Below are 22,330 nucleotides of genomic sequence, written 5' to 3'. Positions count from 1 at the left end.
TTTCCTTTCTAGTGATTTAAAACCTTGTTTAAAAACTCTTTTAAACGCTCATTTTCTGGTGTATTAAAAACCTTATTGGGATTATCATCAACGACAATTTGCCCCTTTTCCATAAATAAGATTCTATTCGCAACATTCTTTGCAAAGCCCATCTCATGCGTAACAACAACCATTGTCATGCCCTCTTTTGCAAGCTCTTGCATTAACGCTAGGACTTCTCCTACCATCTCTGGATCAAGGGCTGAAGTCGGCTCATCAAATAAAATAACGCTAGGATTCATACATAAGCTTCTAGCAATCGCAATGCGTTGTTTCTGTCCGCCTGAAAGCTTTGAGGGCTTTACACTCTCTTTATCTAAAAGCCCTACTCGCTGCAACAAGTTTCTAGCCTTTTGCATTGCCTCATCTTTTGTCATAATCCCTGTTTGGATAGGGGCTAATGTGAGATTCTCTATCACATTTTTATTATGAAAAAGATTAAAATGCTGAAAGACCATGCTAACCTTTTGACGCACTTTATTAATATCTGTTTTAGAATCCATAATGTCTATGCCATCGACTATGATTTGCCCACTTGTTGGCATCTCAAGTAGATTGAGACAACGCAAAAAAGTGCTTTTCCCACCACCACTAGGACCAATGATAGCGACTACCTCGCCCTCTTTAATCTGCGTTGTGATTCCATGCAGGATTGTATGTTCGCCATAGCTTTTTACGAGATTATGCACCTTAATCATGTTTATGCAACTCCCTTTCTAAAAGCTTTGTAAGCCATGAAAAGATTTTCACACACATATAGTAAAACACCCCAGCAAATATATATGGCGTTGGATTATACAAAACCGCTTGCAATGCCTTTGCCTGCATTGTCAAGTCATTGACACTAATCAGCCCCACGACAGAAGTTTCTTTAAACACAACGATAAATTCATTCGCAAGGCTAGGCAGGATATTTTTAATAGCTTGTGGCATGATGATATGCCTCATTGTCGCAGAATGTGTTAGCCCCATAGCCCTACCAGCATCCATTTGCCCTTTATCTACGCTTTGTATCCCAGCCCTTACAATCTCTGCGATATATGCCGATGAGTTTAATCCAATAGCAACAAGGGCGGCTAAAAAGTTATCATTCAATGTCGCAAATACGATATAGGCAAATACTAAAAGCTGTATAAGCAAAGGTGTCCCACGCAAAATATCAATGTATTCATCAATAAGAAAGTTTAAAATGCGAATTTGCAGCATTCTTAAAAATGCAAGTAAAACTCCAACCACAATACCTATAAAAACCCCACCAGTAGTAAGTATAAGCGTGATTCCAATGCTTTTAAAAGTCGCATTTAAATCCGCACTACTCAAACCATAAGGAAAAGTAAAGTAGAATCCAAGTCCTACGATTAAACAAAAAACAAAAAAGCGAAAGAAATTTTCCAAATAAAAACCTTATAAAATCTTAGAATTTCGATATTATCTAAAAATTTGCATTTTTGGTAAATGTTTATTTAAGTTTCTAAATGAATACAAAATCTCTCTTTAACAAAAGCTAATTTTAACTCACAATGCTTTGTGATATTTTTAAATAAAACTCGCTTCACATTACATCAATACAGAAAGTCTTTGTTGCGTTGAGATGGTGAAATAGTGTAGCCACATATATCAAGATTCTAAGCACAACCCGCTATTCAAAGTAGCATAAATGGGTAATTTTAGGCACTCTTTATAAAAAATATTTGCAATAGCAAATAATTTTTACATTATTTCACAACACATTGATTATAATACGAATTTGATTTTCATAACTCTAATAAACACTAAGCATAAAAGGCTATCTTTATGTATAAAATTGCGATACAAAGACCGGTTACAACCTTTATGTTTGCTATGGCTTTGATTCTATTTGGATTCTATGCGTTAAATAACATGGCAAAGGCGTTATTCCCTGATGTAGATTTCCCTGTTGTTGTGGTAAAGACGACTTATAAAGGGGCTAGTGCAGATACGATTGAGACAAAGATTACAGATAAGATAGAACAAGCGGTATTAGCTATTGATGGTTTAAAATTTGTATCATCAGTATCAGCAAAAAATATTAGCATAGTAACTGTTATGTTTGAGTTAGAAAAGCCCATTGAAGTAGCAGTCAATGATGTGCGTGATAAAGTCAATGCGATTGTGCTTGATTCAGAGATTGATAAACCAAGTGTGCAAAAGCTAGATACGGGCAGCACTCCTATTGTTTCACTCTTTTTATCCACAGATAAAAGCGCCCCAGAGCTTATGCGACATGCAAATAACGTCGTAGCTCCAATCCTGCAACGCATAGGTGGCGTAGGTAATGTGCAGCTTAGCGGCTATCGTGAAAGGCAGATTAAAATCTTCCCAGATCCAACTTTGATGAATAAATATGGAATCACTTTTACAGATTTATCGGGCATAATAGGCAAAGAAAATAGAGAAATGGATGGCGGTAGGCTTTTATCTAGCACAAAAGAATTTTACATTATCACAGATTCTAATAGCATAAGCGTTGAAGAAATAGGTGATATTACCATTAAAGACGGCTTAAAGCTAAGAGATGTGGCATTAGTAGAAGATGGACTAGCAGAAGAAAAGTCCTATGCGACCTATAAAGGCAAAAAGGGTGTAATTCTACAAGTGCAAAAAATCACTGGTGCAAATGAGATTCACATAGCAGATGGCGTAAAAGAAGCAATAGAGCAAATAAAGCTAGTAAGCCCGGGATATGATATAGAAACCTTTTGGGATACCACAGACTACATTCGCTCATCAATCAAAGATATTCAGTTTGACTTAGCATTAGGGGGTGTTTTAGCAGTATTTATTGTATTTGTATTTTTACGCAACGCGACAATTACACTAGTTTCTGCTATCTCTCTTCCTGTGTCAGTTTTAGGAACTTTCTTTTTCGTGCATGTTATGGGCTTTACGCTTAATATGCTTACAATGTTAGCTCTCACTCTTGCGATTGGGATAATCATTGATGATGCCATTGTTGTGATTGAAAACATACATAAAAAGCTAGAGCATGGCATGACAAAAAGACAAGCCGCCTATGAAGGTGTAAGAGAGATCGGCTTTGCTATTGTTGCAATTTCTGCGATGCTTTTATCAGTATTTATCCCTGTTGGGACAATGAGTGGCATCGCAGGAAAATTTCTCTCAAGCTTTGGGCTAACCGTTGCAGTAGCTGTTGCTATAAGCTATGTTGTTGTTATAACTATCATTCCTATGTGTAGCTCTATTGTAGTAAAAGCAGAACAATCAAGATTCTATCATGCCACACAGCCTTTCTTTGAAAAGATAGATAGAATCTATGCAAATACTCTAGCATTTCTTATGCGTAGTAAGAAAAATATGACTCTTGCCACTCTTTGTGTATTTGGAGTCTTTATATTCTCACTCTATGTAGAAGGGACTTTAGGAAATGAATTTATGCTAAAAGAAGATAGAAGCGAGTTCCAAATCTCAATCAAGGCAAAACCCGGAATCTCAATCCAAGAAATGAAACGCAAATCAGAGATCTTTACAAAAATAGTAGAGAAGAATCCCTTTGTAAAATTCACTACACTTCAAGTTGGACCGGGTGATTTAGCCCAAGCCTTTTTCGCACAAATCTATGTATCCTTGCAACCACTAAAAGAGAGAAAAAAGCAAAAAGGCAATAATAGTCAAGATGAGATTCTAAAACAGATATTAGCAGAACTAAAGGCGAGTGAAGAAGCAAAAGGGCTTGATATTTATGGCTCTGAAGTGCCACTTGTTGGCGGTGGGCAGGATAATACACCAGTGCAAGTCGTAGTCTTTTCTCCAATAGATTCTATCATGCAAAAAAGTGTAGAGAATCTAGAGAGATTTATCAATGAAACAGAAAAAAGCTTTCAAGGGAAAATCACAAACTATCATAAAAATACTTCAGATTCTATGCCAGCATATAGGCTAAAGCCGATAAAACAGAATCTAGCACAATTTGGCATAAGCACAACAGATATAGGTCAAACTCTCTCTAGTGCTTTTTCAGGGGAAATGCAGGTTGCCTACTATAAAGAAGCAGGGAAAGAATACTATATTACTTTGAGAGCCCCAGATTCTAAACGCATTGATTCTAAAGATTTACAAAGAATCCAAGTGAGAACAAAAAATGGTGATTTGGTATTCCTTGATGGCTTAGTAGAGATTGAAGAAGGCTTTACTGCTACAACGATTAATCGATACAATAGACAGCGAAGCATAACTCTTGCAGTAGAGCCTATAAAGCATAGTGGGCTTAGTGTGGGCGAAATGACAAAGGCTATACAGGATAATGCAACAAAGGGTGCAAAATGGCTTGAGAGTGGAGCTGGATATAAGTTTATGGGACAAGCAGATAGTCAGGTAGAAAGTCAAGAGGCATTTGGTGCAGCGATTTTAATGGCATTAGTGCTTATCTATCTTATCTTAGCAGCCCTTTATGAGAGCTTTATCCAACCTTTAATCATTATGATAACAATGCCACTTAGCTTTAGCGGTGCATTTTTTGCGATAAAGCTTACAGGTGGGGCTGATGCGTCTATGAGTATGTTCTCTATGATGGGGCTAATACTACTTATTGGTATGGTAGGCAAAAACGCAACTCTGCTTGTAGATGTAGCAAATGAGCAAAGAAAGCTAGGCAAAAGCATAGCAGATTCTATACAATTTGCTGGACACTCAAGGCTTAGACCAATCCTTATGACAACTATCGCAATGGTAGCAGGTATGCTTCCTTTAGCCTTTGCCACAGGCGATGGCAGTGCGATGAAAGCCCCTATTGGCATTTCTATGATAGGTGGGCTTTTAGTATCTATGTTTTTATCCCTACTTGTTGTGCCAATATTTTATAGAATCATTGCCCCACTTGATGAGAGATTCCAGAGATTTTATAAACCTAAAAGGTGAAGATGTGCTAGATGGGAAATAAAGATTGTTTGTGCTAGTGTGTTGCGAAGTAAGAGCAAAATTTTGGTAGAGATTACACAAACAACAATGCTTTCGCATTGACATAAAATAACAAAAAAGTATCCCCATATTTTCCCACTTTTAGTTTTATCGTCATCCCATCTCAATAAAAATATGCTACAATGCAATTTTTAGCTATTTTTAAAGTTTTGGACACGGATATGAGTGAAAGCACACAAAAAAAAGAGCAAATATCACTAGAGAGAAACACAAAAGAAACACAGATTAATTTAACACTTAATCTCTATGGGAGTGGCACAAGCGATATACAAACAGGCATTGGCTTTTTTAATCACATGCTTGAGGCGTTTTCAAAACATTCACTTATTGATTTAAAACTCATATGCAAGGGTGATCTAGAAGTTGATATGCACCATAGCGTGGAGGATTGTGGCATTGCGCTTGGAGGAGCATTGCATAAGGCTATATTTCCTGTGCAAAATATCGAGCGGTTTGGGAATGCTTCTGTTGTGATGGATGAAGCTTGTGTATCGTGTGATATTGATATTAGCAATCGTGCATTTTTACTCTTTGATATGCAAGCCGCACAGAATGGATTCTATGGTAAAGTGGGGGAGTTTGATGTGGAGTTGGTAGAAGAATTTTTCCGTGCGCTTGTCATGCAGGCTGGGATAAGCACACATATAGTTTTGCAGCGAGGAAAAAATTTGCACCACATTATAGAAGCCGCTTTTAAAGCATTTGCGGTGAGCCTAAGACGAGCGATGACAAAGAATGCTTCCATACAGATTCCAAGCACAAAGGGGTGTTTATGAGTGATATGATAAAAATGATAGTTTTAGATGTCGATGGCACTTTGACAAATGGGCAGATTGGGCTATTACATGTAAATGGTGTGATTGTTGAGACAAAAAGCTTTAATGTGAAAGATGGCATGGGTATTAGCGAGTGGATTAAAGGCGGTGGATTTGTGAGTGTCATTAGTGGTAGGCAGTGTGTTTTGACACAGCATAGGGCAAAGGAGCTTGGCATACATGAAGTGCATTTGGGAGTTGAGGATAAACTTGCGTGTTTGAAAGAGATTTGCAAAAAATATAAGATTTTGCCTGACAATGTGGCGTGTATCGGCGATGATGTGAATGATTTGAATATGTATGCGTTTTGTCGTTATAGCTTTGCTCCAGCTGATGCAAGTGATGTTAATAAAATGCGTGCCTCTTTTGTTACACATGCAAAAGGCGGTGAAGGTGCAGTGCGAGAAATGATTGATATGTTGGCGAGTATAAGGGATTAGGTTGTGGCGCATTCTGTGTGGTTTTATAGCGCTTTATAACCTTTGTGAAATTGTCTTTCTTGTTTTGCTGTTTATAAACTTTTTGTTAATACCAATTGCTTTAGAATTTATCTTTGAAACTACTGGGTTACTGGGTTGTATGGGCAAAAAGAAACCTAGTTTCTAATTTTATCTCCATTAAGGAACTCTATGGATAATACCCTGCAATCACAACTACAAAAGATTCCAAATGAACCCGGAATCTATCAATACTATGATAAAGATGATAAATTACTCTATGTCGGCAAAGCAAAGAATCTTAAAAAAAGAGTGAAAAGCTACTTCACAAAAGAATGCAGTCCAAATCCAAAAAATAGCCTTAGAATCCAGCACATGGTCGCACAAATCGCACACATTCACACAATCATTGTAGCAAACGAACATGAAGCCCTTATCCTTGAAAACTCATTCATAAAATCACAGAATCCAAAATACAACATTCTCTTACGCGATGATAAAACATATCCCTATATTACGATTAATCTTAATGACTGCTACCCTAGATTTAGTATCACAAGGCGTATCATAAAGCATAAAGATACACTCTATTTTGGTCCATATCCAAAGGGGGCAAAAGAGATATTACAAAGCCTTTATGAGCTTTTCCCCATAGTCCAACAGGCAAGTTGTCTCAAAGGTAAAAAACCATGCCTTTATTATCAAATAGGCAAATGCCTTGGCGTATGCAGCATAAAAGATTCTAACACAAAAGCAGAGTATGACTCATATATACAACAAGCCATAATACTTATGAAAAATACAAGCAAAATGCAAAAAGTTTTAGAATCTAGCATGCTTTCATTTGCAGAAAAAGAGCTTTTTGAACAAGCAAAGATATGTAAAGATTGCATTGATGTCTTGCAAGAGACTACGAAATTTTGTGCGGTGGATATGAAAAAGCTTTATAACGCTGATGTGTATAGCTTTGTGCTACAAGGCAGTAATGCGATATTATTTAAGCTATTTGTAAGAGATGGTAAAGTAGTAAGCACACATCATCAGTTTGTAAAACCAAATATGACAAATGACGCAGAAAACCCATCGCAAAAAGAGTTGATAAGAGAAGAGTTGGCATGTGAGATTTACACTCAAGCTTTACTAAAGATTCTAAAAGAAGGCACACTTTGTGATGACATTATCCTTGCTGATATTAGCACAGAGAGTTTGCAAACACTAAAAGATTCTATACCAGAGTTTGCTAATAAGCTATTTGCCCCGCAAAAAGGTGAAAAACTCCGTCTTGCCACACTCGCACGCACAAATGCCCTGCATATACTCACACATAAGACAAATCTATATGCAAAGCAAGAGCAAGTATTGCAAGAGATTAAAGAGCTTTTTTCACTAGACCATGAGATTACAAGCATTGAGGTCTTTGATACAAGCCATCATAGCAGTAGTTTTATCGTAGGCGGTATGGTAAGCTATGTAGATTATGATTTTTATAAACCCGGATATAGACACTATAATCTAAGCGGTAAAGATGAGTATTCGCAAATGAGAGAAATGCTAACAAGACGCGCTAAAAGCTTTGATGAAAATCCAGCCCCAAGCCTATGGCTGCTTGATGGTGGATTAGCTCAAATTAATCTCGCTTTAGAGATTCTAGAATCAAGTGGGGCTAGAGTAAGTGTCCTAGCTATCGCAAAGGAAAAAAGAGATTCTAAAGCTTACCGCGCAAAAGGACATGCAAAAGATATTGTCCGCTCAAAGCATGTAGAGTTTAGATTACAAGCAAATGATCCCAGACTTCAATTCTTACAAAAGCTACGCGATGAAGCACATAGATTTGCTATCACTTTTCATCGTAACAAAAAGGTTGGGGATATTAGAAAGGGGTAGATTCTTGCGGTTGTAATGTGGTCTTTTGGATTATTAAGATATGAAAGGGTGTGAAATATAGGCAATTGCCGTGTTAAATTGTAAAAAAGATAAAAGTCTGTTGTCGCACAGCTTTTAGATTCTATAACAACTTATAGTATTGGGCAAAGTGAAGTATTTTGAAGCCTAGATTCTAAATAAGATTTTTACTTTTTAATGGGAATCTCAAACAATTTGCTACCAAATGCGATAAAGTCGTCCATGTTGCATACGCGAGTTTAGCTCAATAGATTCTCTTCTTGCATCACATGCTGCAAGCATGCCTAACTCACATGCTACTTCTTGGTAATGTTCATAGTCTTGCTTACTAAGAGATTTAGAATCCATATAAGCACAAGCGATGGCAAACTCTTTATCACATGCCCTTTTGCGATATTCTAAGATATGTTCGCGTTGTTTTTCAAAAGAATCATTATTTTCATATACAAGTGAGAGCAAAAAGCACTCAAAAACTCCGCCTTTATCGCATTGTGTTTGTATGTGTTTTAGAATCCTATCAGCTTCTTGTGTTTGATTATTGCTGAGATAATGCTGTCGCATATACATACAGCTTAACTCATCATTAAAATAACAACCATGCCGCATGTAAGAAAGCGTTTTTTTAGGATCTCGTGAGACACCACGCGCATCTTTACTTGCAACGATTAGCATACCACAGCTTAGTCCAACACCTGCGTTACATTCCTTATTAAATTGTGCGAGTATTGTTTCGCACACCTTGTTGTCTTCGAGATAGTAGCACTTGCCAAGCAGATTTACCTTTTGTGCTTTTTGCGTGTCATTTAGTGTTTGGGCTTGCACTCTAGTCCATTTTAAATCAGGGTTTTGCACGAAAGAATTTTGAGACTTTTCTGCTACATCTGCCGTATTTGTCGCACAACCAACAAGAAATAAGCATATACATATTAACCGAAGCATAATTTTCCTTTAGTTGAACAGATTCTAAAACTATCTTCGCCCCCTTGCATCAAGTCCTTTTTTTACAGATCGTTCAAACTCCATAGCAAGTTCTGGGTGTTTTTCTTCAAATCTTTTTTGAGTTTCAATGATAATATCTTTTTGTGCGTTTTTATGAAGAGATAGGGCAATGAGAATGTTTTTAATTTGTAGTTTGCTTAGTTCCAATTTATCATATTCGCTAAAAAGCTTATCTAGCACTTCTTGTAAATCTTCTAGTGAGCTAGAGCTAGAATCTAGCACCATCATAACGCTCTCAACACTAAATCCACCTGTTAAATCAATGTCAAACTCTCTTTCTTTTGGCTTATTCGATAGCACAAACTTAAAAAGTGCGAAGATAAACAGCACAACAACAACGACAAAACTTCCAACGATAACAATCACATTTGTTTCCATATAAATCCCTTTGGCAAGTAACCCTTTGTAAGAATTAAAGTTTGTATTCTAACATATTTTTCTACTGAATTCCAAAGTTAATTATTTTTTATTTGCTAGAATTGCTTATTTTTTGTGTCATTAAAATTAAAAGGATAATGGAATGAAACATTTTAAAGCTAAATGTGATTATGAGAAACTTGCAAAAGAGTATGGCACACCACTCTATATTTACGATATAGAATCTTTGCAACAACAATATCTTAAAATAAAAGATTCCTTTGGTGGTTTCAAATCGCTTGTGTGTTATGCCCTCAAAGCAAACTCTAATTTAAGCATTCTAAATACTCTTGCAAAGCTTGGTAGTGGGGCTGATTGTGTGAGTTTAAATGAAGTAAAACGCGCTATTTTAGCTGGTATCCCGCCATATAAGATTATCTTTAGCGGTGTAGGAAAAGAAGATTATGAGATAGAAGAGGCAATAAAACTTGGGATATTATTCATAAATGTAGAATCTAAAATGGAGCTTTATCGTATTGAAGCCATTACAAAGAGACTCTATGGTGATAGTATTGCAAAAAAATCATCACATACAACAGAGACTAGCCAAGCAGATTCCCTGCCTTTAACTACGCCAGAATCTATGCAATATCAAACAAGAATCTCTATCCGTGTAAATCCCGATGTCGATGCAAAAACACACCCCTATATCTCAACAGGTTTGCATGAAAACAAGTTTGGCTTAGATATAGAGAGTGCAAAAGAGTTGTATATATACGCCCATAAAAGCGAGTTTTTAAATCCTATCGGCATACATTATCATATCGGCTCACAGATTCTAGATAAAGCCCCGCTTTTAGAATCTACGCAAAAGATTCTAGACCTTGCAAAGAGCCTTAAAGCCTTACAGATTCCATTGAAATTCTTTGATATTGGCGGTGGCTTTGGCATATCTTACAACAATGAAGAAAGCTTTGTGATACAAGACTATATCCATGAGATTATAAGAAAGATTGATGCACTAGATTTTACCGCCATCTGTGAGCCCGGACGCTTTATCATGGGGAATAGTGGGGCATTGCTTACACGCGTTATAGGTGAGAAGCAAACCGCAAATAAGAGGTTTGTCATTGTGGATTGTGCGATGAATGACCTACTTCGTCCTAGCTTGTATCATGCCTATCATCATATTAGCCATATTACGCAGAAAGAGACAGATTCCACGCAGATATGCGATGTTGTTGGGGCGATTTGTGAAAGCGGGGATTATGTAGGAAAAGATATTAAATTGCCACATTGTGAAAGCGGGGATTTACTACTTATTGAGAGTGCTGGGGCGTATGGATATAGCATGTCAAGTAATTATAACTCTCGTATGCGACCCGCTGAAATCGCAATATATAATGGAGAATCCTATCTCATAAAAGAAAGAGAAAATTTTGATTTAAGTGTGCAAAATGAGCTTTCATGTTTAGAGAAATTACCAAGTTTTGATTCTAAAACAAATTAGAATGTATAGAATCTAAAAAGATATTTTGCACTCACGCACTCAATATGACAAAATTTTAGATTCTCATCTCACTATAATTTCAACTTTCTTTTAATTCTTGTCATACAACCCATTTAGTCGGTATGTGCTAAATCTAGCTTGTTGTGGTGTGGCATAAAAGCTATTTCACAAAATTGCAATTTAGCGTATAATCTATAAAATGGATATGAGAATATAATAGCAGATATAACCATTAACCAAAAACAAACAAAACAATCTAGGATAAATTTACCCCATTGAAATTTGTCTTTCATTATAACTTTTCATTTTTGCAAGCATTACCCCCTTATTTTATCCACAATGAAACATATCATTTTCTTAAACAAAATGATATAGAGCCAAATAAATGGCAACAAGAATAAAAGAAGCGATAAATCCATTTTAAGCAACAATACGCTAACAAGAAATAACAAAGGAAAAATATAATACAACCAATATTTTTTAAAAAACAATATAAAATCATTGATATTTTGATTGTGATGAATGCACCACACTTCAAAATCAATTGGAATCTTAAAAATACATAGAAAATAACAATAAGGCGTAATAGCTAAAAGAGATGCCATAAAAATACTTTCAAAAAAGCTAGGTTGATACGCCATTGATAAGGATACAATAAATACCAATACACAAAAGCCAAGCCACCCCGCATATAAGATTCTAAAAAATGTTCCCACAGCTAAAACTCCAAAAAAGCAGAATATCTAAAAAACTTTTATATTTGACCTAGAAAATGCAAGTATGGATTATATCAATAATATATAGGCAAAAACCTTTTATCTTTGCTATAATCCACTTTACAAACCCCACAAAAGAGAAGCTACAATGACTTACACGCTTATCCCCTTAGAAGACTTTCTATCAAACGCCCATAGTCCAAGTGAGAGTGAGCTAGAATCTTTTAGCAAACATAGGGATAAACTTTTACACACAAATGAAAATGAGAGTGAAGAGCATCAAAAAATCGCTTTGATAGAGTTTCTAGCCAAAAGCTTTGCCTATGAGTGCAACACCAAAAATCGCATTGATTTAAGCATTTATGAAGACAACAAAGCTAAAGTGCTTTTTGAAGTCAAAAGTCTAAACAATAAAGCAGAGTTTATAAACTCTAACAATGGGGGGGGGGGGTAGCAACACTCTTTACACCAGAATATAGTCTTGATTCTACACATTGTCATACTAAGGCGTTAGCAAAAGTATCTAAAGATTTGAAATCTAAAAGAGATTTTTCGCTTTTTTCAAAGGCTCACACGAAACAATCTCTTGCCCACACTTGCAAAAATGACAAGAATCTAGATTCTAAAATAACGCACCCTAAACCCTGCACCCACCCAGTTTTGGTAGAAAATCTAGAATCCAAAGCCTTTTATGAATCCATTCTCTACTTTTTACGCGAGTATAAAACCCATAACAACAACGACATAAAGCACATTATCCTAACAAACACACGAGATTTCTATCTCATAGACGCTAGAGAGTATCTCATATTTGCCAAAGATAAAACAATCCTAAAAGCCTTTGATAACTGCGATAAGAATCAAGGCACAGACACAAGCACAAGCAAGTTTTACGCTACACTTAAAGACTATTTGCCCTCCCTTAACTCCACACTAAAATTTACCCATTTTCATATACAGACTACACCCCTGCCCCTGCTCTATCAAGCCCTAAGCCCACAAGTGCTACTCAAACAAAAAAATTGCATTGACGCAAACACACTCAATCAAAGCTTTTATGATGAATTGCTCTACATTCTAGGGCTAAAAGAGATAGACCAAAAAGGCAAGATTCTAATCCTCCCAACCACAGAGCAAAACACGCTTTTAGATTCTATCTGCAACAAACTAGGACTTGATAGAGACAAAGACTTTGAGACAATCTTTTCCCTGCTTACCACTTGGAACAACCGCATATTATTCCTGCGACTTTTAGAATCTATGCTTTTAAGTTTCAAGCATATTAAAAAGCCCTTTTTAGACATTGACACATTGCAAAACTTCACAGACTTAAACACACTCTTTTTTGACATATTAGCCCTTAAAAAAGAGAAGCGAAAAACCGACTTAAAGCTAAAAGATTCTATCCCTTATCTTAACTCAAGCCTTTTTGACAAAACAGAATTAGAAAAGCAAAATAAAGAAATAAGCAAACTAGATTCTAATCATCTCGCCATTTTCAAGCACTCAATCCTTAAAAAAGACAAAGATTATAAAGACACACAATCCCTGCCCCTTTTAGAATATCTCTTTAAATTCTTACACGCCTATGACTTCACCACCACGCCAAAAGATATTATAGACCATATCAAAACAAACCACGACAAGCTGATAAATGCCGCCGTGTTAGGACTAGTCTTTGAAAAGCTAAATGGCTACAAAGAGGGCAGTTTCTACACGCCTAGCTTTATCACTAGCTATATGTGTAAAGAGTCGCTAGAAAAAGTCGTTATAGAGAAGTTTAATGAAAGAAAATCGTGGGAATGCGATAGCTTAGAATCTTTAGCACAAAAGCTAGACAAACTCACAGATTCAAAAGATGGCTATAAAGAGGCAAATGCCATTTTTGATTCTATAAAGGTTTGCGATCCAGCCGTTGGTAGCGGACACTTCCTTGTATCTATGCTAAATGCTATGATAGAGCTAAAATTCCGCCTTAAGATTCTCTGCGAGATTCACATTGATGATAATGGAGAGCGAGACTACAAGCGATTAAAAGACATAAGATTACGCCTAGAAAATGATGAGATTTTAATACAAGATTCTAATAACACCCTGCATACTTATCAAACCCCAGCCCACGAAAATTTAGAATCTCACATAATCCAAAAAGCCCTATTTCACAACAAACGCATTTTGATAGAATCCTGCCTTTTTGGCGTGGATATAAACCCAAACTCTTGTGAAATCACAAAGCTAAGACTATGGATAGAGCTACTCAAATACAGCTTTTATATCTTTGATTCTAATGGTAAAAATACAGGCGATTTAGAAACCCTGCCAAACATTGATATAAATATTAAATGTGGGAATTCGCTTGTAAGCAATATCGCCCTAGATATGACAAAAGAAAGCTTAGAAAAAGACTTAAAAAATCGGCTCAATGATAACGCCACCCTAGAATCTGCAAATGAGATTCTATCTACAATCAATGATATACAAAATAAGCTCCCACATACTATACAAGATTACAAAGACGCCGTGAGTGCTTACAAAAACGAGACAAACGCCGAGCTAAAATCACTCCATAAGCAAAAAATCCACACAACACAAAGCTTTATCATCGCCATATTTCACAAAACAAGCAAAGCCTACCAAAACTTCAAAAATGCCCTATCTAGCTACCTGCAACGCTATGGCTACAATGGCATTGATAACGCCACTCTGCAAAACGAAAGCCTAGATTCTGCCCTTATAAAAAGTCTCAACGACTACACGATAAACTTTAACTTCCACAAGAGCCTAGACATACCCAAAGAGCCGCAAGGTTTTGTAGAAAAAGAGCTTATAACACTTATAGAATCTATGCGAGAATATGAGAATCTCATAAACGATACAAACGCATTTGAATGGCGGTTTGCATTCCCTGAAGTGCTAGATTCTAATGGCGACTTTCTAGGCTTTGATTTAGTCATAGGCAATCCACCTTATATCCGCCAAGAAGAGATAAAGCACCTAAAGCCACAACTTCAAAAAGCCTTTAGAATCTACAAAGGCACAAGCGATATTTACACCTACTTCTACGAGCAAGGACACAAGATTCTAAAACACAATGGAATCTTAAGCTTTATCACAAGCAATAAATACTGCCGAGCAGGATATGGCGAACCTTTAAGAGAGTTTTTGCTTGAAGCCACCGCCCTGCTTTACTACATAGAACTAAATGGTATAAAAGTCTTTGACTCCGCCTCTGTGGATACAAGTATCCTAAGCTTTATCAAAACAACGCCAGATTCTACACATACATTTGACTTCGCACACCCCAAAGACTACGATACTAAAGCCAATGCCCCACTGCAAGAATACATCACACCACAAAGCCTTTTGCAATCTAGCTTAACTAAAGAAAGCTTTATTTTCCAAGATAGCACCAACGCCGCCCTTAAAGCTAAGATTGAAGCCATCGGCACACCGCTAAAAGAATGGGATATTTCTATAAATTATGGAATCAAAACAGGCTATAACGAAGCCTTTATTATAGATTCTGCAAAAAGAGATGAGATTTTAAGGAATTGTGTGAGTGAAAATGAAAGACAAAGGACAAGTGAGCTTATCAAGCCCATTTTGCGTGGCAGGGATATTAAGCGGTATAGCTATGAGTGGGCAGGATTGTGGATAATAGGCACTTTCCCAGCTTTAAAATTAAACATTGATGACTATCCAGCACTAAGAAATTATTTAGAATCTTACCGCCCACGCATAGACCAAAGCGGAGAAAAAGGGTGCAGAAAAAAGACTTCAAACAAATGGTTTGAAACGCAAGATAATATTGCGTATTACCAAGAGTTTGAAAAAGAAAAGATTGTATATCCCGAGACTTCACAAGGTGCGTATTTTATGTATGATAATCAAAAAATATATGCAGAAAAAACAGCATTTATAATAACAACTAATTCTAACCCAAAGTTTTTATTAGCCTTGCTTAATAGCAAAGCACTCACTTTTTATTATAAAAAATTTTGCGGTGGTTGTATCTTAGGCAATACGGCATATCAATACAACAAACACGCATTAGAAAGACTCCCTATCCCACAAATCACAGAATCTAATAAGCCCTTGTGCGATGAGATTATAAAATGTGTAGATAAAATCCTAGAATCTAAAGCAAAAGATTCCACCCTTGACACAAAAGAGTTAGAATCTCAAATTGACTCTTTAGTCTATAAACTCTACAATCTCACAAATGACGAGATAGAAATTATTGAAAAGTAGTGTGCTATAATGCTACATCACAAACAATATTTATGAATAAAGGCATATTAAGTGAATTATGAAATAGATTTTTTACCTGTTGGCAATGGAAACAATAGTGGAGATGCAATCGCATTGAGATGGTGGCAGGGCGATTGGGACAGAAACAAACAAAAGGTGATGATTATTGATGGAGGGACAAAAGAATCTGGGGGTGCTTTGGTTAAACATATCCAAAAATATTATAAGACAGATTGCGTGGATTATGTTGTCAATACCCATCCCGATAAAGATCACGCATCAGGTTTAACTGAAATATTAGAGAATCTAAAAGTAAAGGAGTTATGGATACATAGACCTTGGTGTTATATTGATCAAATCATCAAGTTTATTGATAATCCAAGTAATAATTTTAAAAGGGATAAAAGAACTACAACTGATAGTATGCGTGAAAGGTTTGAACAGAAATATTATCAATATGCTAGGAAATTGGAAACAATTGCCACGCAAAAAGAAATCGAGATAAAAGAACCTTATGAAGGGTGTCAAATTGGTGTTTTTCAAGTTTTATCTCCAAACAAAGATTGGCACTTATACGATCTTATACCAAACTCTAATAAAACGAAGGAAATTTCAATAGAAGATTCTAAACAAACAAGTATTCTAGAATCAATGAGAGAAGTTTGCATTAATGTTGCAGAAAATATGAATATAGAAACTTTAAAAGAATATAACAAAGAAAAAGGCAAAACAAGTGAAGAGAATGAAAGCAGTGTTATTCTTTATGCTAATTTAGATGGGAGGGGGATACTTTTAACAGGAGATGCTGGAAACGAAGCATTGCAAAATGCCCATAACTATGCCTTAAATAAAAATATAAATATTTCTAAAAGTTTAAGCTTTATCCAAATTCCACATCACGGAAGCAGAAGAAATGTCAGCCCGTCTATCTTAAATAAATTTATAGGCAATAAAAATACTAACAAGAAAAACTCAATTGTTGCTTTTGTTTCGGCTGGGAAAGATGATGACAGACATCCTAGAAGAGTGGTTATTAATGCTTTTATTCGCAGGGGATGCAAGGTTATTGCTACACAAGGAAGCACGAAACGACACCGCAATGGTAATGTGCCACAAAGAGAGGGTTGGATCACTGCAGAACCACTGCCATTTTATGATAAGGTAGAATCGTATGAATGATTTTAGGCAACTTTTTGGCTCTTACAATCTCTGTGCAAGATTTGCACCGGGATTTTTATTTGTAATTGCAATATATTTTTTGCTTGGCTATGATATTTCTTTGTTAGAAAATAATAGTATTATTTTTATGTCATTAATTATCATTCTATCTGGTATTTTTGGTTTTACTTCTGCTTCATTGATTAAGTTTGTCGAACAATTTATTTGGGAAAAATTTGAAAATCCTGTTATTAATTATCTTAGCAAGAAACACTTCGTTTTATATAATAAACTTAGCAACAAGCACAAAGACAAATTGCTAAATCATATACTGGCAATTACGAGAAATGATACAAAACTATTTTGGAAAAATGTATCTTATGGCTTTTTTAGAAACTCTATTTTATTATCTTTGCTGTCTTGTTTTTTCTCATATTCAAGTAAATATTTTTGTTATAATATCTGCATTGTTGTTTTTGCTATGATTATGACTTGTATATGTTCGCGTTATTATGCACATCAAGCGATCGAAAGCTATTTGGAAAAACAGAATAAAATCTAAAATTTTTAAAATACATTTTGGAGAAAGTGGAAGTGTGAAGGCAACAGGGGCAATAGAAAATTTCTTGTTTGTATTGTATAGCATTATAATGTTTTCATTTTTATTTTCACTCCAAAAAACCGCACGCAAAAACTCCATAATACCAAGCTAAATATACTAAATCCTAGAATCTAAAGCAAAAGATTCTACCCTTGACACAAGCAAGTTAGAATCTAAACTTGACTCTTTAGTCTATCAGCTCTACAACCTAAGCGATGATGAAATCGCCACCATAGAATCCTAAGATATTATAACTTTTATGTTATAATTTGCTTGGTAGCACAGAATAAGGGTTAGCAAATGTGGGAGATTGAAATCTATGATAAGACAACGCAAAATGCACTAGAAGCACTTCCCACAAGCATAAAAGTCCATATCTACCGAATCTTTGAGCTTTTAGAATGCTTTGGCAATGAAGTCAAAGAACCGCATACAAAAAGCTTGGGTGATGGGTTGCTTGAGCTAAAGGGCAAGAGGGCATTGCTAGAGTGTTTTTCACATATAAAAAGCAAAAAGTTATCATAGTGTTTCACTGCTTTATCAAAAAATCACAAAAAACACCTAAAAATGAGCTACAACAAGCAAGAAAGATTCTATCTACAATAAAGGAGCAAGAATGACTTTTAAAGAGCTAAAGGCTAGAGCCTTACAAGATGATGAGTTTAAAAAAGAGTGGGAAAATCAAAGTGCATTTTGGCAAGTGCAAAGGCAGCTGATACAAGCACGCATAGATTCTAATCTCTCGCAAGAGCAAATCGCACAAAGAATGCAGGTCAAGCAAAGTGCTGTGGCAAGGTTTGAAAAAGCAAGTAATGCAAATCTCAATACAATTATAAGCTATGCTAGAGCTGTAGGCTTAAAAAAGCTTATGATAGACATATAAACTAAAGAATCTTGTATAGATTCTAACAACATAAAAGGATAACAAATGACACTAATTATAGAAAACGCTAGTAAAGAGCTTTACACTGCGATAAAAAGCCTAGCAAAGATTGATAACGCAAAATGTAAGGTGCAAAAGCCCAAGCTTACAAAGTTTGAAAAAGAGATTCTAAAAGCAAAAGCAGAACTTGAAAAAGAGAAAAGGGAAGGCACACTAAAGACTTATGCTAATATAGCTGAATTTAGGGCGGCAATAGAAAATGGCGAAGTATAATATTAGCCTTACAAAAAGCTTTATTAAAGATTATAAAAATTACAAGCAAAAGATTCTACCCTTGACACAAGCAAGTTAGAATCCCAAATTAATTCTTTAGTCTATAAACTCTACAATCTCACAAACGATGAGATAGAAATAATAGAAAAGGGATAAAATGGAAAATTTAACAAAAGAACAAGAAAAGCTATTTAACAAATTTGTAAAGAGTGTTGGCAATGAAATGTCCATAAAACAAATGGAGCAAATTATTGATTTAATTGAAAATAACAAAACAAATGAATTGCTAAACAACATTGCAAATATAAAAGCCGCTTATAATGGGAACGATGGACAAATGTCGGTGTTAGAAATGGTTAGCGATATTAAAAAATCACAAGGCGATATAAATACAATTTATAATAAAATTTTTGATACTAAAGACGGAGATACTCCTAAAAGCAGCGCTTTGGCTAAAATACAAGAAGCTAAAGATTACGCAACAAAAATAGAAAGTGATTATCGCAGATTTTACAATCAAAAAGATTCACAAGGTAATATCATTGACGAAGGTATTGTTTCAAAACTAGAACAAGCTTGTAATACTATAGAGAATAATAAAGATAAAATAAAAAGATTTGAAGAATTTTATGAAAGAGTTTTTACAAACATTGAAGCAGATGAGAATGGAAATGGCGGCAGATTGTCTCTTGAAAAATATTTAGATACAAAACAAAAAGAAATCGAATTGTTAATTAAGAATAAAACACAAGATTTAGAAAATTGCTTAAATAATTATACAGATAAATTTGAAAAACTCCACAAAGACAAAAATGATGAAATAGACAAGTTATTACCAGGAGCAACTTCTGCAGGATTATCGGAAGCTTATAAAGATGAAAATAAAGATCATCAAGATAATATAGCTTTGTGGAATCGGATTTTTGTTATATCGATTCTTACTTTTATAGTAATTTTTGTATTATATTTTTACTTTTCTTTCAGTGAAAACTTCACATATATAAGCTTTCTTAAGACACTGCCATTTTGGGTTTTTAGTGGATTTTTTACCTACTATTCTACAAAGCAGATTGCAGAATACAAAAGGTTGGCAAGTGAATATGCCTATAAACAACGACTTAATCAGACTTATAAAGGGTATGAAACACAAATTAAAGAAACAAACAACGAAGAATTAAAAAACAAACTTTTAAAGATTATGTTAGATTCTGCTGAGTATAATCCAAGTATGACACTTGATAAAAAGAAAGGAGAAATTCCTAGCCTAAATGCTATGGAAAAACTGATTGATATGCTTCCTGCAGAAACACTAAGAAAAATTAAGGACTATATAGAAAAGAAGCTATCTAGTGGATAAGACAAGTATTTATTCAACTTTCCATAATACCAAGCTAAATATGCTAAAATCTTAGAATCTAAACAAATCTAGCAAAAGCCAAATATGCAAAACTTTTATTGCTTATGAAATAGTTAAATAAACACCCAAAAATGCTAAAATACCAAACGAAATAAATAAAAGGATTTAAGTGCTAAAGATTCTAAACTTTTATGCTTTTTGTTGTGCTGCTATTATTATGCTATGCTCTTTTATAAAGCATAATCATATCAAGCATGAGATATATTCCCCTTTCTTTATCACACAAACTAAGATCACACAAGCTACGCATCACACACCAGATAAAAACCTGTCCTTTATTGCTACACAATCGCTATTGCCAAACAAAGAGTTAAGCGCACATGCAAGTGCGATAGTAGCAAAAGATTCTAAGCTTATGACGCTTTTTTATGCGGGGACTAGAGAGGGGGCATTTGATGTGAAAATCTATCAAAGCTTTTTAGACACAAAGACATTAGATTCTAAATGGAGTGAGCCTTTAGTGCTACTTACACCAGAGAGGCTTACAAGCCTTAGTGGTAGATATGTAAAAAAGCTAGGCAATCCCATTGTATTTAAAGATTCTAGAGACAGAGTGCATTTGTTTGTCGTTGGGGTTAGCCTTGGCGGTTGGGCTACTTCTAGAATCTATCAGTTTTATTTTAGCGATGATTTAGCTACAATCCATTATGTGCGAGAGCTGCATTTAAACCCTTTTGGTAACTACTCTCATCTTGTCCGCACACCAGCCCTGCCACTTGAAAATGGTGGCTTTATCCTTGCTTTCTCACATGAAATGTGGCATAAATTCCCGCTTATTGCATTCTTTGATGAAAATGGCAATATGCTTACTACAAAGGCTATAAATCATCTAAAAGCACAGCTGCAGCCTAGCATTATAGCCCTAAATGAGAAAGAGTGTGCCGCATTTTATCGCACAAATAATCGCTACAATACAAACACTTACTATCAAACTTGTGAGAATTACGCAAAAACTTGGCACGACATAGAAACAAGCAATATGAAAAACTATGATAGCTCGATACTGCTTGTAAAGCTTGGCGATGAAGTCGTGCTTATCACAAATGATGGCAAACATAATCCCATATGGCAAAATGATACAAAAAAGGGCGATAGACAAAGCCTTAGCCTTTATTATTTAGCGGATAAGATAAAGGGGCAATTTGTCTATATTGATACTATTGATACAGCTAAAAAGGGCGGCGAGGTAAGCTATCCTGCGGCAATACTCGATAATAATCTCTTGCATATTACCTATACTTATAATCGAAAGACAATCAAGCATACCGCACTAAATATTAACGCAATACTAGAAAAGATAGAATCTATTAAAAAAGATTCTATACAACAGAGTATGCAAGGGGGTGGCAAATGATCGTTACAAGTATTTGTGTGCTTGGGGTCTTATTGCTACTCTCAAATGGTGCGTGTAGATTGAGTCTAAAAGATTCTAAGACTTTTTTTAGTCGTAAAGTCCTTATTGTATTTAGCTTTTTGAGCCTTATATGCTTTTTACCTATAATAGAGAATGTTAGCATTGTAAAGCATATATATTCATATTTTGATTCACCAAGCTTTTTTGCTATGACGCTCATTTGTGCGGCGTGTTTGAGACTTGTAGATTTTAGGGTGCGAAATAATAAAAACCAGATTCTAGATTCCAAGAATTGCACCCTAAACCCTGCACCCACCCATTTGGGGGAGATTCTAGAATCTAGTCAAAATTGCACAAGACACCCTGCACCCACCCAAGTGGTTGAGAATATAGATTCTATAAATTGTCATACTGAAGCGTTAGCCGAAGTATCTAGAAACATAGAATCTAAACCTGTCATTTTGAGGAAAAGCGAAAAATCCAAAAACACGGAATCTAAAAAAGATTTTTCACCTTTTTCAAAGGCTCGCACGAGCGAAGCTCTTGCCCACACTTGCAAAAATGATAATAAACAGAATCTAGATTCTATAAATCTTGCACCCTTACACCCTACACCCGCCCATTTGGATAAAAATCTAGATTCTGTAAATTACGCCCTAAAC

The 22,330-nt window shown here is 35.4% G+C and carries 17 protein-coding genes and 4 pseudogenes; 17 read left to right on the top strand and 4 right to left on the bottom strand.

The window, feature by feature from the left end; translation table 11 throughout:
• Window positions 1–8: 8 nt before the first annotated feature.
• Complete coding sequence (locus C6H17_RS05495) at window positions 9–737, bottom strand: amino acid ABC transporter ATP-binding protein (protein ID WP_005217399.1); 729 nt, start codon at window positions 735–737, stop codon at window positions 9–11.
• Entirely contained in the window at window positions 730–1,434 is a 705-nt protein-coding gene (locus C6H17_RS05490) for an amino acid ABC transporter permease (RefSeq protein WP_004085863.1), read from the bottom strand. Before C6H17_RS05490 ends, C6H17_RS05495 begins: the two co-directional genes overlap by 8 nt.
• A gap of 399 nt (window positions 1,435–1,833) precedes the next feature.
• Between C6H17_RS05490 and C6H17_RS05485 the strand changes: the two genes are divergently transcribed.
• The 4 genes from C6H17_RS05485 (at window position 1,834) to uvrC (ending at window position 8,131) form a co-directional block, all read left to right on the top strand.
• The gene (locus tag C6H17_RS05485; RefSeq protein ID WP_005217396.1) at window positions 1,834–4,935 is read left to right on the top strand and encodes an efflux RND transporter permease subunit; all 3,102 of its coding nucleotides are present in this window, start codon (window positions 1,834–1,836) and stop codon (window positions 4,933–4,935) included.
• Between the two features lie 221 nt (window positions 4,936–5,156).
• The gene (gene hisB, locus C6H17_RS05480) at window positions 5,157–5,771 is read left to right on the top strand and encodes an imidazoleglycerol-phosphate dehydratase HisB (RefSeq protein WP_005217393.1); all 615 of its coding nucleotides are present in this window, start codon (window positions 5,157–5,159) and stop codon (window positions 5,769–5,771) included.
• Complete coding sequence (locus tag C6H17_RS05475; protein ID WP_020995384.1) at window positions 5,768–6,250, top strand: KdsC family phosphatase; 483 nt, start codon at window positions 5,768–5,770, stop codon at window positions 6,248–6,250. The genes hisB and C6H17_RS05475 overlap by 4 nt, the downstream gene beginning before the upstream one ends.
• 189 nt (window positions 6,251–6,439) lie before the next feature.
• The gene (gene uvrC, locus C6H17_RS05470; RefSeq protein ID WP_005217389.1) at window positions 6,440–8,131 is read left to right on the top strand and encodes an excinuclease ABC subunit UvrC; all 1,692 of its coding nucleotides are present in this window, start codon (window positions 6,440–6,442) and stop codon (window positions 8,129–8,131) included.
• Between the two features lie 216 nt (window positions 8,132–8,347).
• Here the strand turns inward: uvrC and C6H17_RS05465 are convergent, their stop codons facing one another.
• Together C6H17_RS05465 and C6H17_RS12885 are read right to left on the bottom strand one after the other, a co-directional pair.
• Entirely contained in the window at window positions 8,348–9,088 is a 741-nt protein-coding gene (locus C6H17_RS05465; protein ID WP_005217388.1) for a sel1 repeat family protein, read from the bottom strand.
• Between the two features lie 30 nt (window positions 9,089–9,118).
• Window positions 9,119–9,526 (bottom strand): hypothetical protein, encoded by a 408-nt coding sequence (locus C6H17_RS12885; protein WP_020995383.1) that lies wholly within the window; start codon window positions 9,524–9,526, stop codon window positions 9,119–9,121.
• Window positions 9,527–9,668: 142 nt separating this feature from the next.
• Between C6H17_RS12885 and lysA the strand changes: the two genes are divergently transcribed.
• The 13 genes and pseudogenes from lysA to C6H17_RS05390 form a co-directional block, all read left to right on the top strand.
• Window positions 9,669–11,015: a diaminopimelate decarboxylase gene (gene lysA, locus C6H17_RS05455; protein ID WP_005217384.1), complete on the top strand. Its 1,347-nt coding sequence runs from the start codon at window positions 9,669–9,671 to the stop codon at window positions 11,013–11,015.
• Window positions 11,016–11,879: 864 nt separating this feature from the next.
• Window positions 11,880–12,185: a DUF7149 domain-containing protein gene (locus C6H17_RS05440; protein WP_104731370.1), complete on the top strand. Its 306-nt coding sequence runs from the start codon at window positions 11,880–11,882 to the stop codon at window positions 12,183–12,185.
• A 206-nt stretch (window positions 12,186–12,391) separates the two neighbouring features.
• Entirely contained in the window at window positions 12,392–15,982 is a 3,591-nt protein-coding gene (locus tag C6H17_RS05435; RefSeq protein ID WP_005217377.1) for an Eco57I restriction-modification methylase domain-containing protein, read from the top strand.
• A 51-nt stretch (window positions 15,983–16,033) separates the two neighbouring features.
• Complete coding sequence (locus tag C6H17_RS05430) at window positions 16,034–17,161, top strand: ComEC/Rec2 family competence protein (protein ID WP_005217375.1); 1,128 nt, start codon at window positions 16,034–16,036, stop codon at window positions 17,159–17,161.
• Window positions 17,154–17,702: a hypothetical protein gene (locus tag C6H17_RS12155; protein WP_005217373.1), complete on the top strand. Its 549-nt coding sequence runs from the start codon at window positions 17,154–17,156 to the stop codon at window positions 17,700–17,702. Before C6H17_RS05430 ends, C6H17_RS12155 begins: the two co-directional genes overlap by 8 nt.
• 160 nt (window positions 17,703–17,862) lie before the next feature.
• Window positions 17,863–17,985: pseudogene (locus C6H17_RS13535) on the top strand (type II restriction endonuclease); the annotation flags it as partial.
• 56 nt (window positions 17,986–18,041) lie between these two features.
• A pseudogene (locus C6H17_RS05415) lies at window positions 18,042–18,361 on the top strand (type II toxin-antitoxin system RelE/ParE family toxin).
• Window positions 18,358–18,624: a helix-turn-helix domain-containing protein gene (locus C6H17_RS05410; protein WP_005217369.1), complete on the top strand. Its 267-nt coding sequence runs from the start codon at window positions 18,358–18,360 to the stop codon at window positions 18,622–18,624. Before C6H17_RS05415 ends, C6H17_RS05410 begins: the two are co-directional and overlap by 4 nt.
• A 45-nt stretch (window positions 18,625–18,669) precedes the next feature.
• On the top strand, window positions 18,670–18,897 hold the full coding sequence (locus C6H17_RS05405) for a hypothetical protein (RefSeq protein WP_005217367.1): 228 nt from the start codon (window positions 18,670–18,672) through the stop codon (window positions 18,895–18,897).
• A gap of 66 nt (window positions 18,898–18,963) precedes the next feature.
• Window positions 18,964–19,053 (top strand): annotated as a pseudogene (locus tag C6H17_RS13530) (type II restriction endonuclease); the annotation flags it as partial.
• Window position 19,054: 1 nt separating this feature from the next.
• Window positions 19,055–20,254: a hypothetical protein gene (locus tag C6H17_RS05400; protein WP_005217365.1), complete on the top strand. Its 1,200-nt coding sequence runs from the start codon at window positions 19,055–19,057 to the stop codon at window positions 20,252–20,254.
• Window positions 20,255–20,423: 169 nt separating this feature from the next.
• Entirely contained in the window at window positions 20,424–21,668 is a 1,245-nt protein-coding gene (locus C6H17_RS05395) for an exo-alpha-sialidase (protein ID WP_020995382.1), read from the top strand.
• Window positions 21,665–22,330 (top strand): annotated as a pseudogene (locus tag C6H17_RS05390) (hypothetical protein); the annotation flags it as partial. The gene C6H17_RS05395 and the pseudogene C6H17_RS05390, both read left to right, overlap by 4 nt.

This window comes from Helicobacter rappini, assembly GCF_900198625.1.
GTDB classification, from domain to species: Bacteria; Campylobacterota; Campylobacteria; order Campylobacterales; family Helicobacteraceae; genus Helicobacter_A; species Helicobacter_A rappini.
This window is presented reverse-complemented; position numbering and strand designations above follow the sequence as displayed.

Bases quoted from the DNA above. Each gene is read 5' to 3' on its own strand.
- C6H17_RS12155 (WP_005217373.1), top strand. From the start codon at position 17,154: ATGAATGATTTTAGGCAACTTTTTGGCTCTTACAATCTCTGTGCAAGA.
- uvrC (WP_005217389.1), top strand. From the start codon at position 6,440: ATGGATAATACCCTGCAATCACAACTACAAAAGATTCCAAATGAACCC.
- C6H17_RS05485 (WP_005217396.1), top strand. From the start codon at position 1,834: ATGTATAAAATTGCGATACAAAGACCGGTTACAACCTTTATGTTTGCT.
- C6H17_RS05465 (WP_005217388.1), bottom strand. From the start codon at position 9,088: ATGCTTCGGTTAATATGTATATGCTTATTTCTTGTTGGTTGTGCGACA.
- C6H17_RS05400 (WP_005217365.1), top strand. From the start codon at position 19,055: ATGGAAAATTTAACAAAAGAACAAGAAAAGCTATTTAACAAATTTGTA.
- C6H17_RS05440 (WP_104731370.1), top strand. From the start codon at position 11,880: ATGACTTACACGCTTATCCCCTTAGAAGACTTTCTATCAAACGCCCAT.
- C6H17_RS05410 (WP_005217369.1), top strand. From the start codon at position 18,358: ATGACTTTTAAAGAGCTAAAGGCTAGAGCCTTACAAGATGATGAGTTT.
- C6H17_RS05495 (WP_005217399.1), bottom strand. From the start codon at position 737: ATGATTAAGGTGCATAATCTCGTAAAAAGCTATGGCGAACATACAATC.
- hisB (WP_005217393.1), top strand. From the start codon at position 5,157: ATGAGTGAAAGCACACAAAAAAAAGAGCAAATATCACTAGAGAGAAAC.
- C6H17_RS05405 (WP_005217367.1), top strand. From the start codon at position 18,670: ATGACACTAATTATAGAAAACGCTAGTAAAGAGCTTTACACTGCGATA.
- C6H17_RS05475 (WP_020995384.1), top strand. From the start codon at position 5,768: ATGAGTGATATGATAAAAATGATAGTTTTAGATGTCGATGGCACTTTG.
- lysA (WP_005217384.1), top strand. From the start codon at position 9,669: ATGAAACATTTTAAAGCTAAATGTGATTATGAGAAACTTGCAAAAGAG.
- C6H17_RS12885 (WP_020995383.1), bottom strand. From the start codon at position 9,526: ATGGAAACAAATGTGATTGTTATCGTTGGAAGTTTTGTCGTTGTTGTT.